General features: G+C 69.7%; 15 protein-coding genes. 7 read left to right on the top strand and 8 right to left on the bottom strand.

The features are described 5' to 3' along the window. Positions 1–29 precede the first annotated feature (29 nt). Together OHT76_RS41235 and OHT76_RS41240 are read left to right on the top strand one after the other, a co-directional pair. A protein-coding gene (locus tag OHT76_RS41235; protein ID WP_328868630.1) for an IS5 family transposase occupies positions 30–865 on the top strand; the annotation gives its coding sequence in 2 pieces (ribosomal slippage) (positions 30–405 and positions 405–865; 837 coding nt in all). A 276-nt stretch (positions 866–1,141) separates the two neighbouring features. Then, entirely contained in the window at positions 1,142–1,957 is an 816-nt protein-coding gene (locus OHT76_RS41240; RefSeq protein WP_328876005.1) for an IS5 family transposase, read from the top strand. Here OHT76_RS41240 and OHT76_RS41245 read toward each other — a convergent pair. The 4 genes from OHT76_RS41245 to OHT76_RS41260 all read right to left on the bottom strand — a co-directional run bounded on the left by OHT76_RS41245 (position 1,929) and on the right by OHT76_RS41260 (position 4,232). Then, complete coding sequence (locus OHT76_RS41245) at positions 1,929–2,399, bottom strand: hypothetical protein (protein WP_328876006.1); 471 nt, start codon at positions 2,397–2,399, stop codon at positions 1,929–1,931. The two genes, OHT76_RS41240 and OHT76_RS41245, sit on opposite strands and share 29 nt — an antisense overlap. Positions 2,400–2,516: 117 nt before the next feature. Continuing rightward, positions 2,517–3,476 carry a pentapeptide repeat-containing protein gene (locus tag OHT76_RS41250; protein WP_328876007.1) on the bottom strand — a complete coding sequence of 320 codons (960 nt, stop codon included), beginning with the start codon at positions 3,474–3,476 and terminating at the stop codon, positions 2,517–2,519. Between the two features lie 22 nt (positions 3,477–3,498). Further along, entirely contained in the window at positions 3,499–3,804 is a 306-nt protein-coding gene (locus OHT76_RS41255; protein ID WP_328876008.1) for a hypothetical protein, read from the bottom strand. Beyond that, positions 3,801–4,232: a DUF6313 family protein gene (locus OHT76_RS41260; RefSeq protein WP_328876009.1), complete on the bottom strand. Its 432-nt coding sequence runs from the start codon at positions 4,230–4,232 to the stop codon at positions 3,801–3,803. The genes OHT76_RS41255 and OHT76_RS41260 overlap by 4 nt, the downstream gene beginning before the upstream one ends. Before the next feature lie 221 nt (positions 4,233–4,453). Between OHT76_RS41260 and OHT76_RS41265 the strand changes: the two genes are divergently transcribed. Continuing rightward, positions 4,454–4,756, top strand: coding sequence for a GNAT family N-acetyltransferase (locus tag OHT76_RS41265; protein WP_328876010.1), 303 nt, complete (start codon positions 4,454–4,456; stop codon positions 4,754–4,756). 596 nt (positions 4,757–5,352) lie between these two features. After that, complete coding sequence (locus tag OHT76_RS41270; RefSeq protein ID WP_328876011.1) at positions 5,353–6,657, top strand: MFS transporter; 1,305 nt, start codon at positions 5,353–5,355, stop codon at positions 6,655–6,657. Between the two features lie 53 nt (positions 6,658–6,710). Here the strand turns inward: OHT76_RS41270 and OHT76_RS41275 are convergent, their stop codons facing one another. The 3 genes from OHT76_RS41275 to OHT76_RS41285 form a co-directional block, all read right to left on the bottom strand. Further along, positions 6,711–7,385, bottom strand: coding sequence for a DUF4232 domain-containing protein (locus OHT76_RS41275; RefSeq protein ID WP_328876012.1), 675 nt, complete (start codon positions 7,383–7,385; stop codon positions 6,711–6,713). Positions 7,386–7,604: 219 nt separating this feature from the next. Further along, complete coding sequence (locus OHT76_RS41280) at positions 7,605–8,735, bottom strand: helix-turn-helix transcriptional regulator (protein WP_328876013.1); 1,131 nt, start codon at positions 8,733–8,735, stop codon at positions 7,605–7,607. Positions 8,736–8,789: 54 nt separating this feature from the next. Then, positions 8,790–10,415, bottom strand: a complete 1,626-nt coding sequence (locus tag OHT76_RS41285) for a transposase (protein WP_328876014.1) — start codon at positions 10,413–10,415, stop codon at positions 8,790–8,792. Positions 10,416–10,711: 296 nt separating this feature from the next. Here OHT76_RS41285 and OHT76_RS41290 point away from each other — a divergent pair, with 296 nt between their 5' ends. Continuing rightward, entirely contained in the window at positions 10,712–12,139 is a 1,428-nt protein-coding gene (locus OHT76_RS41290; RefSeq protein WP_328876015.1) for an FAD/NAD(P)-binding protein, read from the top strand. A gap of 24 nt (positions 12,140–12,163) precedes the next feature. Here OHT76_RS41290 and OHT76_RS41295 read toward each other — a convergent pair whose 3' ends face one another. Beyond that, positions 12,164–12,607 carry an ankyrin repeat domain-containing protein gene (locus OHT76_RS41295; RefSeq protein ID WP_328876745.1) on the bottom strand — a complete coding sequence of 148 codons (444 nt, stop codon included), beginning with the start codon at positions 12,605–12,607 and terminating at the stop codon, positions 12,164–12,166. A gap of 335 nt (positions 12,608–12,942) precedes the next feature. On the opposite strand from OHT76_RS41295, the gene OHT76_RS41300 reads away from it, so the two are divergent. Then, complete coding sequence (locus tag OHT76_RS41300; RefSeq protein WP_328876016.1) at positions 12,943–14,487, top strand: fused MFS/spermidine synthase; 1,545 nt, start codon at positions 12,943–12,945, stop codon at positions 14,485–14,487. 264 nt (positions 14,488–14,751) lie between these two features. Continuing rightward, complete coding sequence (locus OHT76_RS41305; protein WP_328876017.1) at positions 14,752–15,912, top strand: endonuclease/exonuclease/phosphatase family protein; 1,161 nt, start codon at positions 14,752–14,754, stop codon at positions 15,910–15,912. The last annotated feature ends 25 nt before the right edge of the window (positions 15,913–15,937 follow it).

The following is a 15,937-nucleotide window of genomic DNA, read 5'->3' on the forward strand; positions in this document are numbered from 1 at the left end:
AGCTGTTGATCATGTGACCTTCGGCTTGGATGGTCGTTGGTCTGGTCGTGGGAAAGCGACAGTCGCGGCCTTGGATCGTGTCGGATGAACTGTGGTCGCTCATCGAGCCGTTGCTGCCCGAGCCGGGGCCGAAGCTGGTGGAGGGCCGGCCGCGGGTACCGGACCGGCAGGCCTTGTGCGGGATCCTGTTCGTGCTGCACACCGGCATCCAATGGGAGTACCTCCCACAGGAGTTGGGCTTCGGCTCGGGCATGACGTGCTGGCGGCGGCTGGCCGCCTGGAACGAGGCCGGCGTGTGGGACGAACTGCACCTGATACTGCTGAAGAAGCTGCGGGTAGCGAAGAAGCTGGACTGGTCGCGGGCGGTGATCGACTCCTCCCACGTGCGGGCCGCTCGGCGCGGCCCAAAAGCGGCCCCAGCCCGGTCGACCGCGCACGGCCGGGCAGCAAGCACCACGTCCTCACCGACGCCCAGGGCATCCCGCTCGCGGTGTCCCTGACCGGCGGAAACCGCAACGACGTCACGCAGTTGCTGCCCCTGCTGGACAAGGTCCCGGCCGTGGCCGGCGTCGTCGGCCGGCCCCGACGCAGACCCGATGCGCTCCTCGCCGACCGCGGCTACGACCACGACAAGTACCGCCGATTGCTCTGGGCCCGCGGCATCCGTCCGGTCATCGCCGAACGAGGACAGGAACACGGCAGCGGCCTGGGCATGTTCCGCTATGTGGTCGAGCGCACGATCGCCTGGCTGCACGGTTTCCGCCGCCTGCGGATCCGCTGGGAACGACGCGACGACATCCACGAAGCCTTCCTCGGCCTCGCCACCTGCCTCATCACCCACCGCCACGTCCAACGCCTTTGTTAGGACCTCTTAGACGCCATCCGCTTATCGATCACGGGGCTGGGCTGGTCGAACAGGGTTCCTGATCGGGTGATCGCGGGAAGGCCGACGCATGGCAGCAGGGCCTCTTGGTAGTTCGGGGGTGCGATCCCAACCGAGCACCAGGAGGCCCTGTTGCCGCAGTCTTTCGCGTCCGCGTGCGTGGAGTCCAACTCGCTGCCACCGTCGTGTGACTGTCTCGCGCACAGGTTCGGCAATGCGGCGGACCGGCCGGACCGCACTGCGAGTTATGGCTCCGACATGACGGAGGCGGAGTGGCGGGTCGTACGGCCGTTGCTTCCGGTTCCGGCCTGGCTGGAGGGGCGAGGCGGGCGGCCGGAGGGCTATTGCCACCGCGTGATGCTCGACGCGGTGCGCTATGTCGTGGACAACGGTGTGAAGTGGGCCAACCTGCCCGCGGACTTCCCGCCGTATCGGCGTGTGCATGCCTTCGCCCGCCGCTGGCAGGTCACGGGGCTGCTCGCTGAACTCCACGACCGGCTGCGCGACCGCGTCCGGGAGAAGGAGGACCGCACGGCGGACCCGACGGCCGCGATCGTGGACTCCCAGTCGGTGCGGGCGGCGGTGAACATCCCGCGCTCGACGTCCGGCTGGGACGGCGGGAAGAAGGTGGGCGGCCGCAAGCGACACCTGGTGGTGGACTGCCTCGGCCTGGTCCTGGCCGTCGCGGTGAGTGCGGCGAGCGTGCAGGACCGCGACGCCGCCGTCCCGCTGCTTCAGCGGCTGCGACGAGAGTACTTCTCCATCCGCCTGGTGTGGGCGGACGGCGGCTATGCCGGCCGGCTCGTTGACTGGGCCCGCGAGAAGCCCCGGCTCACCCTTCAGATCGTCAAACGCACCGATGACACAGTGGGGTTCGTGGTGCTGCCGCGCAGGTGGGTGGTGGAAAGGACGCTGAGCTGGCTGATGCGCTCGCGTCGCCTGGTGCGCGACTACGAAACACTGCCGGCCATGCACGAAGCCATGGTGCTGTGGTCGATGACCATGCTCATGAGCGGTCGCCTGGCCGGACGCCGCCCCGGCGCTTTCAGACGGCCGGCACCGCGAGAGCGGTGAACACTCCCGGCCGCACCTGGAGTGCCCATCCCCGCTCCACCAGGCGTTTCGCCTTCGATCGCAGTCCCTCGACCTTCGCCGGGACGGCCTCGAGCCCGAGAGTGACGGCCAGTTGCTGACAGCGCATGCCCTCCCGGCCCGCTTCAGACTCCAGCACCGACAGGATCCGCTGGTAGTCCGGCGCGAGGGCTGTCGCCGCCATGCCCGTCTCCCGCCGGGGCACCGTCGAACCCGCCACCGCGCTTCCCATCGGCTCCGGGACGACCGAGGGCGGCCCGGCCAGTACCTCGGTCACTGTCACCCGGGCGTCCACCAGCCGCTGAAGCACAGCTTCCGCCTCACCGAGCGCGGCCTGCACCCGCTCGGCCTCCTCCCGCAACCGCGCGATCTCTTCCCGGACCCTCTTCTCCCTGGCCTCCAGCAGACCGAGCACCGACGCCACCAGCGACCTCCACGAACCAGACCAGCGGACGAACCACGCCCATCACTCCCGCCACGAACGGGAGTTCATGCCCACCCACCCGAACTAAACGATCACGTTCGGAAAGCGGATGGCGTCTTAGACCCGAACCGCGCCTGACCGATCCGGCGCCGGTCCCGTACGCACCCGGTAGACGCCGGGGCGCACCTCGTCGGACTGCTCAGCGACAACCGATGCCAACTCGGCAGGCCATGTAGTTTCCCAGTCCCAGATTGCTCCTGGCGGAAGACGCATGCCCACGGCACCCATGAGCTGTGCACCGGTCAGGTCCGCGCCGGCCAGGTCCGCGTAGCTCAGCTCCGCGCGAGTCAGGTCTGCGCGGGTGAGATGCGCCTCGGTCAGGTCCGCGTTGGTCAGGTCTGCACCGGTCAGCTGCGCATCGGTCAGGTCTGCATTGGTCAGCTGCGCATCGGTCAGATCCGCGCCAGCCAGGTCCGCGCCAGCCAGGCGTGCGGCGGGCAGGGACGCGTAGCTCAAGTTCGCGCCGTTCAGGTGCGCTGCGGTCAGGATCGCGTCGCGCAGGAACGCGCGGTTCAGGTGCGCGCCGACCAGGTCCGCGCCGGTCAGGTCCGCGCCGACTAGGCGCGCGTCGCTGAGATACGCGTCGGTCAGGATCGCATTGGGCAGGTGCGCGCGGTTCAGGTACGCGTCGACTAGGTTCGCGCCGGTCAGGTCCGCGCCAGCCAGATTCGTGTCGCTCAGGAACGCGTTGGTGAGGTCCGCGCCGACCAGGCGCGCGTTGGTCAGGTCCGCGCCGCCCAGGTCTGCGCCAGCCAGGTCCGCGCGGCTCAGGTGCGAGCCGACCAGGCGGGCGTTGCCCAGGTCCGAGCCGACCAGGTTCAGGAAACCGCCAGACGGTGGTGAGTGCTTCCTGAGCTCTTGGGCCTCGGGAACGGCCTCTCGGGGTGTTTCCTGTGCGCGCTGTGCGATGGCCTCAGCAGTTGCGGTGATAGCTGTAGCGGGTGCGTCGGGGCACGCGAGATAGAGCAGTCCGCGCAGGGCGGCTGCACGCTGGGCGCGTTCGGCGTCCGTCACCACGTCTCCAGGGTAGGCCGGGGTCTCATAGCGGACCGCGCCGCCGTTTGATGCAGATGGGACAGCGGTAGTCGGGCCGGTTGTTGACTGCCAGCAAGAAGTCGATGGCTGCGTTCTCAGCCTGTCGCACGGTGGCTGCGGCGCCGGTCTGTGGGGCTGCGGCCGTTCCCATGATTGCCTCGATCAGGTAGGTGAAGTGCTTCTCTGCCCATTTCCAGTCCGGTTCGGCGTCCGGTCCGGCGCCTTGAGGGCGATGGCGGGCACCGAACGCGTGGACCGCGGCCTTGACGGCGTCGCTGCCCTGTTCGTACACGTCGTGCAGGGAGATCACGTGTGGGCCCCGGATGAGGGGGGCGGATCGGATTGCTCAGCCAAACGACGCAGTTCGTCGAGGACGTCTCCCAGTTCACGCGCGTGGTGAGCCTGGATCTGCTCGGTGATGACGTAGCCGGCCGCAGCTCCGATGATGGCGGGGATCGCGGCCCATCCAATCAGGGACAGCGGCCACGCGCACCACTGAGGGCGCACGTCCGCGGGGGAGGTGATCCCCGTCAGCACGTTGTAGGCGTTCGCCCACCCGATCAGAAACCCGTCGAGGACGTACAGCGCCCCGCACACCGTGAGCACGACGGCGCCCCGGCTGAGCAGCCAGTAACTGAACCGGGGGAGGGCGTGCCGGTCGGCCCACCACGCCCGCAGTCGTTGCCACCGACCAGGTGGCGGGGGACCGCCGGGCGGGGACACGGGTTCTGTGGACACTCTGATGACCATATGGGCCAGGGCGTCCTCCCGGGAGGAGAACGGCGGTCATGAACTCCCAGAATATTCTGATGAGTTACTTGTCCCCTGCCATCTGAACCAGGACGACGGGCCGTTTTGCAGGCGAAGGGCTTACCGCGTGCGGGCAGGCTCACCAGTCGAACGGTGTGGCCAACTGCCTTGCACAGGGTGGCCAAGTAGCGCACTCAGTCACACCTCGGGTGATCTGCGACGGCGGGCAGGTGGTCGAGTTCGTGATGGCCGGCTTCGACCCGGCGCATGAGGTGGAGCCGTACCGCAGCTATCTCTGGCGGCTCAACATTTCCGCGGACCGGCAGGGGCAGGGGTACGGCACCTTCGCGGTGGCGGCGGTGTGTGCCGAGGCCCGGAGCCGCGGCCAGCGCCGGCTGTGGGTGTCCTGGCAGCCGGGGGACGGCGGGCCGGAACCCTTCTATGTACGGCTCGGCTTCCGGGTATCCGGCGAGGTGGTGGACGGAGAGATCGTCGCCGAACGGGAGCTGTAGCTCCGCTCCGTTGTGGATTCGTGCGCGGCGGACCGCTCACTCTGACGGGCCATCCGAGTACGCCACACCGACCCCCGAGCACGGGCTCAACTGCTTCGATCCGCAAGGAGTTCCCGGCGGCCTTTCGCAAGATGCGTCGAGGCCGTACCTACCTCAATGTCGGCCTGTTGTCTGCACCGCGCCGGATCCTGTGGGGGAGAGGCCATGCCCGCGGCCATCGTGACGGATCCCGAGCGGGAGCTGCGGATCGCGGCCGAACTCGCCGCGGCGCGCGGCAGAGTGGCATGCCTCCAGCTCCCGAGCAGCGACCAGTTGAGCCACCACCCTCGTGACCCGGTGCGCACAGCCGGACTTCTCCCGCCCTCTGCCCGGCCCTTAATCGCCTTTCGTGCCTTGCCGGGCGGGAGCTAGTGTGCGCGCAGGGAGTGACCCATGAGGAGCGAAGACATGGTCGGTCGTCCGAGCACGCGTTGACGTCTGAGGCCGTGAGCGGCCTGTCATCGCGTGCTGCCCTTGATGCGCGGCACAGCGAGCGTTCCTTTTCCCGCTGCCTGACATGTTGGCGGGTCTCGTCTTCGGTCATCCGAGGGGTCCCTGTGCCGTCCTCTTCCTCCGCTGTATCCGATTCCGGTCGGCCTGTTCCGTCCACCCTGTGGCGGGACGGCGACTTCCGCAGGCTCTGGGTGGGCCAGACGGCGTCCCAACTGGGCGAACATACAAGTCTGGTGGTTCTGCCGCTCTTCGCCGTCCTGACGCTCAAAGCCGGTGCCGGCCAGTTGGGCGCGCTGCGCGCGGTGGGGCAGACGCCGATCCTGCTGCTGTCGCTCTTTGTCGGCGCGTGGGTGGACAGGTGGCGGACCCGCACGGTGATGGTGGTGACGGACGCCGGTCGGGCCCTGGCACTGGGCGCCGCTGCCGTGGCAGGCCTCCTCGGTGTGCTCGGCCTGCCGGCGCTGTTCGTAGTCGCCTTCGCCGTCGGGGCTCTGTCCGTGTTCTTCGACGTGGCGTACCAGGCGTCTTTGGTACGGCTGGTGAAACGCGATCAGTTGGTGCGCGGCAACAGCGCGCTCGAGGGCAGTCGGTCCGCTGCGCAGATCGGTGGTCCCGCCCTCGGCGGTGCCTTGGTGTCTGTGCTCTCGGCGCCGATCGCTGCCGCCGCCGGCGCAGTGTTTTTCGCGCTGTCGTTCCTGTCGATCCGACGGATCGGTCGCCGCGAATCCATCCCGGAACGCCCGGAAGGCCCTGCCCGGGTCTGGCGCCGGATCCATGAGGGCCTCCGCTTTGTCGCCGGCGACACCTCGCTGCGGACCGTGTGCCTCGCCTCGGCCGCCTTCCAGTTCTTCTTCGCGGCCGTGATGACGGTCTATCTGCTGCTTCTGACACGGGACCTGCACCTGTCGGGCACCGCCGTCGGGCTGGCGCTCGCGGCGACGGGGCCGGGTGCGCTCCTGGGCTCGCTGCTGGCCGCCCGCCTGCCGAGCCGTTTCGGATATGGCACTGTGCTTGTGTCCGCGGCAGCACTCGGCGATGGCGTGTTCCTGTTGGTGCCGGCACTGCACGGCTCCTCTGTGGTGACGGTTGTGGCCCTCCTTGCGGTCAATTTCGTCTTCGGGACCTTCAGTCAGCTGGTGAATGTCACGGTCATGGCCGTCCGGCAGACCGTCACTCCGGACGGGATGCAAGGCCGCGCGGCCGCGACGATCAACTTCGTCGGCATGGGGCTGACCCCGCTCGGCTCGCTGCTCGGCGGCGCTCTCGCGGACGCGTGGGGGACGCGCACCAGCCTCCTGGTAACAGCCGCAGGCATGCTGCTGTCGCCGGCGCTGATGGCCCTGTCCCCACTCGCCCGCCTGGGACGGACGCTCCCCGCCCCTCCGAAGCCTCCGGTCCCGTCCGCATGAGAGCTTCCAGTGCCGCGAACAGCCGCAACTCCGTCCTGCCCGGGGCGCGGTGGTCAGTAGGTGAGCGCGTCCTCAGCGGTGCCGAAGAAGCTGGTGACCTGGCCGTCGTTGACCGTGACGGGGCCATCGTTGATCGGCACTGTCGTAGGGCTCTCGGAGGCGGAGAGCGCCACCTCCACCTGGTCGGCGCTCTTGCCGCCCGCGGTATCGGCGCGCGAGAACATGATCCCGGCATAGGCGTTCTCACCGGCCTTCAGAATCCAGTCCGCACCGTCGGGTCCCATGTGCTCCGCGGCGCCGTCGAGCCCCGGAATCGTGATCACCAGCTCGTTTGCCGGAAGCAGACAGGGGTCACTGCCCTTGTTCTGGGCGGTCAGCAAGGCGTGGTTGACGGGCCGGGACGCGACGGTGACGTCATAGCTCAAGTCGGTTGTCTCGCACATGCCGACGCCTCCGTCCTGGCCGTCGTCGGCCCCGGGCGCAGCCGACGGCGGGGTGCTGCCACCGCTGCCCGAGGAGCCTTCGCCGGCGCTGTTGTCGTCACCCGGGCCGGCGGTCGGGGGCGTGTCGGAGCCCTGATCCGTACCGGTAGCGGACGGGTTCGCTGTCGCGCTCGGAGCGGCCGTGTCCTTCTCGGCTTCGCTGTCGCATGCGGTCAGTGCCAGGAGGCCGAGCGAGAGAGCGGCCAGTACGGCGGTGGTACGGCGTGAACGAGCTGCGTAAGCCATGTGAAGTCCCCCGGGAGTTGGAATGTCCCGGTGATCGTGCCGTATGGGAGCGATGCTTTCGCCTGCTCACATGGAGTGAGAGCCGTTTCCGCACACGTCTGTGACACTGCGACAGCGACCACGGCACAGCAATAGCGGGCAGGGAGCGACGCCCCTGGCCGCGGTCAACACCTCACGGTGCGGCAGCTGCGTCCGCTGCCGGGCGCCAGCAGGGACGGGTCAGCGTCGGCTGGACACCCGTGCCTGGGCGGGCGGTTGGCCCGGACGTTGGATCGGGGTCGGTTCCGGAAGGGCGGGCCAGTAGTGCTCGGTGAACAGGCGCGCGACCAGCTCGCCCCGGCTGGAGACTCCGGCCTTGGCGAAGACGGTCTTGAGGTGGTCGCGGACGGTGTGTGGGGAGATGACCAGCGTCGTGGCGATCTCGGCGGTGGTCTTGCCGCGCGCGACGAGTTGGGTGATCTGCAGTTCCCGCGAGGTCAGGCCGTACGCGTCGGCGACCAGGACCGCGAGATCGGCGGGGGTGGCGGGCTCGATGACGAGCGCCACCGGGCCCGGCAGGCCGCCGGGGCGGGTGAGGCAGGAGGCATGGCAGGTCAGCCAGCGCCCCTCGGTGGTCCGGATGCGCATCCGCGCGTCGCCGTGGTCGCGGCCGTCGGCAACAGCCCGGGCCTGCAGCGCCGTGCCGATCACCCAGATGGGCAGCCTCAACCCCAGGGGTGACGGGAAGGACGGTCCCTTCGGCAGCAGCGCGAGGTGCTGCCGCGCCTCGTCGTTGATCGACATGGCCTCGCCGGACTCATCGAAGAGGATCAGGCCGGGTGCGGGCTGGCCGGTGCGGGGTTCGGACTCGGGCGGCCGGGCGCACCTGCGCAGCTGTTCGGCGAGCGGGCGGGACAGGCCGGCGAGCAGCATGACGTCGTCCGTGCCGAACGAGTCGGTGGTGCGGAACAGGCTCACCAGGCCCCAGGGCCGTTCGCCGATCCGCAGCACGGCACGCAGCTCGTCGTGCATGCCCTGGCCGAGCATGAGGCGGCGGAAACGGGAGCTGCGGGCGGGCAGATCGCCGGTGGCCGCGCGCAGCCCGGCCGCCGGCACGGAGGCCCGGGCCAGCTCGCGGAACGGTACGACGTTCTCCTCCAGCAGTTCGCTCTCCCAGTAGTCCGCACAACCCTCACCGGAGCCGAGGTTCTCCACCAGCATCGGCGCCGTGATCAGCCCGGTCTCGGGATCGGCTGCCGTCCACACGGCCGCGTCGAACGGCACCAGCCGCCGCAGCCCGGCCGAGGCCCGGCTGAACAACTCGAACGCGTCGACGGCCCGTTCGGCGCCCGAAACCACCCGACTGGTCATACGCATCCCTCCGCCGGCCATCCTGCCCGGCCTGCTGCTCGGCACCAACCGTTCCTATTCAGTGAGCAGGGGTGAGTTGTGGACCCACGCCTGCGCATCTGGCGCATCCCGAACGGTTTTGGATGCACTGGTCGCCCGCTTTCGCTCCGTGTCCGGCGACACGCATCCTGTGCGTGGTCCGGGAATGCGGGGGCGGGTTTCCTCACGCCCGCGGGATCCGTGTCCGGCCTGGGCGGTCCGATGCCCGCGACGATCGCTCCGGTCGTCGCGGGGCGGTGCCGTCCGTCGCCTGATCGGGTGCCCGAGGGCGCGTCTTGCGATGGCCACCGCGGCGGCGTCGTGCCGCGTGGTGGCCCGCTTGGAGCTGGCCAGGGGCTTGCGCCAGTGCTGGGCGCCCCACTTGCTGGTGTAGGCGGGATCGACCGCGACGACGCAGATGCCCAGTTCGGCGGCCATCGACACCAGCCGGGCCCGCAGTCTGGCGGTGGGCATGCCCGAGATCAGCTTGCGAAACCGCTTGTGCCGTCCGTGCTTCTCACGGGTCTTCTCCGCGGCGAAGTCGAGGTCCTCAACGGCGACGGCGAGATGCCGGCGTTTCGCGAAGTGCAGCAGCCGGATCAGGGCGTGCCGGATCTGGGCGTCGCGGTGCGCGGCGGTACCGGACAGGTCGTAGCCGAACCGCAGCGGCGCGCCGACCGGGTTGCCATGCTGGTCCAGGCGCCAGGCGGCGAAATGGTCGGCGTTGGTGTCGATCCCGATCAGCCCCTTGGTGCGTGCCGCCGCCAGCGGCACCTGTGGCACCGGTGGGATGGTCCAGGAGGCGGTGAGATACCAGCGGCCGCGGAGCACGTCTTCGTGGATGCGGTACGCCACGGCCCGGTTCGCGGTGATGCGGTCGCGCCACTGCTCGCCCCGGTGCGCGAACCGCACGCGCGCCGTGAGCACGTACCGGCCGTGCGGCGCGTTGGCCAGATGGACCAGCGGCACGGGAAGCTTGATGCTCACCTCACCCTCTGGCGTCACGCGGATGGTCTCGTTGCCGTACCGCTTGCCCGACTCCCCGTCGGCCGTAAGGAACCGCCGCCCGGCCTCCCACCGCTGCCGCCACTCCTCTTCGGTGAGCTGGGCGGCATCCAGGTGGTGGCGGGTGTTCAGCAGCTGCTTCCCACCGCGCACCACACGCACGACGCCGGCCTGCCGGTCGGCACGCGCCGCCTCAAGCCGGTCCTGAAGCACCCGCAGACGGCGGGACTTCGCATGCCACTCCCGCCGCGAACAATAACCCCCGGGCGCATGCCTGCCCGCCTTCTCCCCCAGAGGCTGCGACAACCGGCACGCGACCGTCCGGACACCGGCCTCAAGCCCCTGGATGTGCCCGAGCTGGGCGCGGCGGGCCAGAGCCCACTGATCGTGCGTGGCCTTCGTGATCGACCCCGCCCACCGCGACGACGACTCCCCCGTCAGCACCCGCTTGCGCTCCGCCCACGCCTGCCCGTCGTGATCCAGCCCCGCCGCACACCGCGCCCGCAGATCACGCGAGGCGAGCGAGCCGAGATGGTCACCGACCAGGCGCAGCACCCGCTCGTCAGCGGCGGTCAGCTCCTTGAGCCGGTCCCGGACCGCCACCCCGGACGGGCCGGGCACCACGAACGGCGCCGCCACGTCCCGCAGACCATCCAACCCGACCACCCCCGCCCACAGACCGACGCTCTCCCCAACACACCCAACGACCACCACCCACAAAAGGTCACCCATTCGACGAAGGAACTCCCGTTCCCCACCCAGGCACGACAGCCTCAATACCCGATCAAGCGCACTCACACACGCCCAAGCAGACTCCTGCACAGCCATCCCGCAACAGTTCACAACCCCTCGTTTGAGGGGGGCGCGCCAAGCCGATCGCCCGCAGGCGGGGGATGGGGCTCTCCGCCGCTGACGGCGAAGGTCGAGGCATACGACCGGCGGAGAGGGAGATCATGGACATCGCGATTGTCGGAGGCGGCGCGGCAGCGGTCGGCCTGCTGGACGCGCTGGCCGCGGCGGAGGAGGGCGAGACCGGCACGATCACGGTCTTCGAGCCGTCCGAGCACCTGTGGCGCGGGCGCCCGTACGGGCCGGACCTGGATTCGGTGCGGGTGAACGCGCCGCCCGCCATCATGTCGATCCGGCACGGCGACCTCGGTCACTACGCGGCCTGGCTGGGCCAACGAGGCAGCGCGCATCTCGACGAGCTCCTGGGGCAACCACTGGTACCCCGTGCGCTGTACGGCGACTATCTGGCGCACACCGCCGAGAAAGCCGTAGCCGCCCTGGGCGAGGCGGGCCGGCTCGTGCGTGTCGTCCCGGCCCGCGTCAACGAGGTCGTCCGCTCCGGTGTCCGTCTCGTACTGCGCACCGAGGACACGCGGGAGTACGAGGCCACCCATGTGGTGCTGTGCGTGGGCGCAGGGGCGCCACCGGACCTGTACGGCCTCGCCGGGGCCCCGGGCTTCACGTCCGACCCATATCCGCTGGCCGCCACGCTCGCCCACGTTGACGCGGGCGACGAGGTGGCGGTCATCGGCAGCGGCCTGACAGCCGTGGATGTCGTCGTGTCACTCGCCGCACGCGGACACACGGGGCGGATCACCCTCCTCTCGCGCACCGGAGTGCTGCCGCACGTCTGGCAGCGCCCGATCGACCGCCGTCCGCGGCACATGACCGCCGAGCGGCTGACGGAGCTTCACCAGGCAGGGGCGGGCCACGTCGGGCTCGACGACCTCATCGGGTTGCTGCGCGCCGAACTGGCGGACGCGGGGGAGGACTTCGACGCGTTCGCGGACGAACTGCTGGCCACCGAGAACGAGGATCCGGTCCGGCGGCTCCGACGCCAGATCGACGCCATCGACGACCCGCGCATCGGCCGACGCGTGCTGCAGGAAGTGGCGCACACGGTCGGGCCGTACGCCTGGCGCCTGTTGCCCGAATCCGGTCGCGCGCACCTGCGGCGCCACCTCCGCACGGCCACCAGCGTGGCCTCGCCCATGGTCCCGGTGAACGCGACCACCCTCATGCGGCTCCTGGATTCACGACAGCTCGCTATCACCCCCGGCGTCCGCGCGATCGAGCGAGTGAACGGACAATTCCGGGTCTACGGCGTTGACCACGGCGAACGCACCGCGGACACCGTCATCAACGCCGTGAATCCGGCGCCGCAAGCCGTACCGGACCGGGCCCGGCAACTGGTCCGTTCGCTGGCGAGCACCGGTCTGGCCACGCTGCACCCGTCAGGCGGGCTGATACCGGCCGACCCGCGCCTGCACGTGATCGGCGATCTGACCGGCGGCGGCCCGTTCATCACCGCGAGCATCCCCGGCGTAGCGGCCCAGGCATCCCGCACGGCACAAGCACTCCGCGCACCGTGATGTTCCTCGCGCCGGCGGAGTGGGCTATGCGCCGTGGGATGTTTCGTGTCCGGGTTTTGCTCCGGCTGTCATGAGGAGTTCGGCGGTCTCGGGATGAGGCCCATGGTTCGCCCAGTCCAAAGGGGACCAGCCCGTTCCGCCATCCTCACGAAGGTTCGGATCGGCTCCGTGCGTCAACAGCACGCGCACCGTCGCGGTGTGTCCCCAGCACGAGGCCGCGCACAACGGTGTGCCTTCCGAGCCGACTCCGCTGCTCTCGGTGGCAGGTGATGCACCCGCTTCCAAGAGCAAGCGCGCCACCTCAGCTTCTCCCTGCACAGCCGCCAGATAGAGAGGCGTGGTGCCCTCGCTGCTCCCGCGCTCGGGATGCGCCCCCTTCCGCAGCAGCGCCTTCACTCGTGCAGGGTCAGCGGCCAGAGTTGCCTCGAAGAGATGACGGGTGAGCTTCTTTTGCTGCCGCTGTTTCATGTCGGCGAGGTTAGCGATCACGGACGCGATGCGACCACTCAAGCCGGTGCGGTGCCAGGATGCCTGATCACGGAGCGCACGCGCCCGCCCCGCAGCACGCGTCGTCGAGGCCCACCGGCCGCGTCGACCAGCTCGCCCTGGCCGTCAAGTTCCATCTCGGCCGTTTCCCAGACCCAGTCCCGCAACGCGTGGCTGTGTCGCCCCCCGTCGAGTGTCGTCAATCTCCGCCTCGGTCCTCACCCTGGAACGCCAACGCTCCAAGAACGCAGTGGCGCAAGGTGCAAGTGGGCGGCGGCTTTTCTCAACTCCTGTATGTGGATGAGCCGCATGGAAGGATGTCGTGGGTGACCGAATTGTCTTCGTCGCCCGTCGCCGGGAGCAGGCAGCGCGACAATGGCCTGGGTTCCCGTGCAGCTGTCCTGCTTGTGTTCGCCTCCTCGGCCGCGGTCCTGGTGGTCGAGATCGTCTCCTTGCGACTGCTGGCTCCCTACCTCGGCCTCACCCTTGAGACCAGCACCATGGTGATCGGCATCGCCCTTACCGCGATCGCCCTCGGCTCCTGGCTGGGCGGGCGCCTCGCCGACCAGGTCAATCCACGCCGGCTCATGGGCCCCGCGCTGGGGCTGTCGGGAGCGGTCGTGGCGCTCACTCCTGCCGTGCTGCGTACCACGGCCGAGTGGGCACCGGCGCTGCTGTTCTTGATTGCCTCGCTGACCATCCTCGTGCCGGGCGCGCTGCTTTCTGCGGTGACGCCGATCGTGACCAAGTTGCGTCTCACCAGCCTCGCCGAGACCGGAACGGTGGTCGGCCGGCTGTCCGGCGTCGGCACCGTGGGGGCCATCGTCGGCACCGTCCTCACCGGTTTCGTTTTCGTGTCGCGGTGGCCGGTCAGCGGCATCCTGATCGGTCTGGGGACCCTACTGGTGGCCGGTTCGGCGCTGGTTGAGTGGCGAACACGCGGGTGGAGCAGTTTCCCTGCCCTGGCACTCGTGATCGTTGCCGGCGGCCTCGCGACCACGGTCGCACCCGGTGGCTGCGACACGGAGACCAGATACCACTGCGCAAGGGTCGTCACAGACCCCGACCGGAGCAGCGGCCGCACACTCGTCCTGGACGGCCTGCGACACTCCTACGTCGACCTCGACGACCCGACCTATTTGAAGTTCACGTATGTGCGCGCCATCGCGTCGGTGGTCGACGCTGCCTTTGTCGAAGCCGAGCCGCTTGCTGCCTACCACCTGGGCGGCGGCGGGCTCACGTTTCCCCGCTACCTTGCGGCCACGCGGCCCGGGACACGCAGCCTTGTATCCGAGATCGACAGCGGGGTCGTGCGTATCAACCGCGACCAACTCGGCCTGAGATCACAGGCCGGCATCGACGTACGCGCCGAGGACGGCCGACTCGGCCTGCGGCGACTGGACGCCGGCAGCCGTGACCTCGTCGTCGGCGACGCCTTCGGAGGCGTCAGCGTGCCGTGGCACCTCACCACGAGGGAAGCGGTGACGGACGTACGGCGGGTGCTCGACGAGGACGGCCTGTACGTCGCCAACCTCATCGATCATGGTGATCTGGCCTTCGCACGTGCCGAAGTAGCCACCCTCAGCGAGACTTTCGAGCACGTCGCCCTCGTCGGCGAACCCGCCGATATCGGCCTCGACCCGACTGCCACCCCCGAGGGCGGCAATCTGGTAGTGCTCGCCTCCAACCGCCCCGTCGACCTACCCGCGGCCCAAGTGGCGCTGGACGACCGGAAGACCGGCTGGAAGATCGCCAGCGACGACGACCTCACCTCCTGGATCGGCGACGCCCAACTCCTCACCGACGACTACGCACCCGTCGACCAGCTCCTTCAGCCCTACAGCCCGCAAAGCAGCCAGTGACGGGACACACGCCCAGGCCCTGCCGGCGCACCTGAACAGAGAACTGCCGCGTGGGAGTCACGGCCGGGCGGCTGACCCAGAACCGGGCAGCCAATCGGGTTGTTGGGGGCGACCGGCCCGGCGGGCCTGAGGCTGGCCCGTCGGCTTCCTCTTACGCTCGCAGGGGATCAAGGGAGGCTGTAGCGCACGCGCACGCAGCCGCGGGTTTCCCCGGCTCCGGCTCCCGAGATTCCGCTCCTCTCCCTGCCGAAAGGTCGCACTGTCGTGCCCGAAACCGCCCTGACCGGCGCGCCGCCGTCGGCCGGCCGCATCCGACGCCGCCGGACCCGCGCCACGCTCATCACCGTCCTGTGCACGCTCCTGCTCGTACTGCCCGGGTCGTTCACGGCAGCCACGGCCGACGAGCACCCGGTCCAGCTGAGGGTCCTGACCCGCAACATGTACCTGGGGGCCGATCTTCGGCCCGTCCTCGGAGCCACCGACAACGCTTCGGTCATCGCCGCCGTGACCAGGGTGTACGCACAGGTCGAAGCCACGAACTTCCCCGAGCGTGCCGAGGCCATGGCCGACGAGATCGCCGACTCCGACCCCCACTTGGTGGGCCTGCAGGAGGTCAAACTGTGGCGGAGTCAGACCCCGGCCGACTTCAGCCCCACACCCAATGCCACCGTTGTCGAGTACGACTTCCTGCAGACCCTGCTCGACGAGCTCGCTGCGCGGGGCAAGCACTACGCCGCAGTCGCGACCAGCACCAACAGTGACCGCGAGATCCCCCGGTCCACGCCCACTGGCCTGCAGGACATCCGCCTCACCGACCATGACGTGATCCTGGCCCGCACCGACCTGCCCGCGAAGAGGTTCTCCGTCGCCAACCCGCAGCAGGGTCGCTTCGACGCCCGCCTGGTGATTCCCCACCCGGTGCTCGGCAGCATCGCCTTCCCGCAGGGCTGGGCCGCCGTCGACGCCACCCTGGGCGGCCGCACCATGCGTGTGGTCAACACACACCTCGAAGCCCTCAGCCCCGCCGTCCAGGCACGGCAGGGCGCCGAACTGCTCGACGGCCCGCTCGACACCGAACTTCCCACCGTGCTCCTGGGCGACCTCAACTCGGCTGCCGGTGGCGTCGGAGCGGTGCCGGGCATGAGCGACACACCGACCTACGCCAACTTCCTGGCAGCCGGCTTCCGCGACGTCTGGACGGAAACCCGCCGCAGGGACCCCGGCTTCACCTGCTGCCAGGCTCCCGACCTGCGCAATCCCACGTCGACCCTCAGCCAGCGCCTCGACTATGTGCTGTTCCGCAACGGTTTCGAGGCCGTGCGGGCCGAGCGCGTGGGCGAGGAGCCGGCCGACCGCACTCCGTCAGGTCTGTGGCCCTCCGACCACGCGGGCGTCGCGGCCGCGCTCAGGCTGCCGCGAGGCTGACGGTCTCGTTCTGCTCGTATGGGCG

This window comes from Streptomyces sp. NBC_00287 (genome assembly GCF_036173105.1).
Lineage (GTDB): Bacteria > Actinomycetota > Actinomycetes > Streptomycetales > Streptomycetaceae > Streptomyces.

Excerpts from the sequence above, each read along its gene's own strand:
- OHT76_RS41300 (WP_328876016.1), top strand. The coding sequence starts at position 12,943 with ATGTCGTGGGTGACCGAATTGTCTTCGTCGCCCGTCGCCGGGAGCAGG.
- OHT76_RS41290 (WP_328876015.1), top strand. The coding sequence starts at position 10,712 with ATGGACATCGCGATTGTCGGAGGCGGCGCGGCAGCGGTCGGCCTGCTG.
- OHT76_RS41295 (WP_328876745.1), bottom strand. The coding sequence starts at position 12,607 with ATGAAACAGCGGCAGCAAAAGAAGCTCACCCGTCATCTCTTCGAGGCA.
- OHT76_RS41275 (WP_328876012.1), bottom strand. The coding sequence starts at position 7,385 with ATGGCTTACGCAGCTCGTTCACGCCGTACCACCGCCGTACTGGCCGCT.
- OHT76_RS41240 (WP_328876005.1), top strand. The coding sequence starts at position 1,142 with ATGACGGAGGCGGAGTGGCGGGTCGTACGGCCGTTGCTTCCGGTTCCG.
- OHT76_RS41280 (WP_328876013.1), bottom strand. The coding sequence starts at position 8,735 with ATGACCAGTCGGGTGGTTTCGGGCGCCGAACGGGCCGTCGACGCGTTC.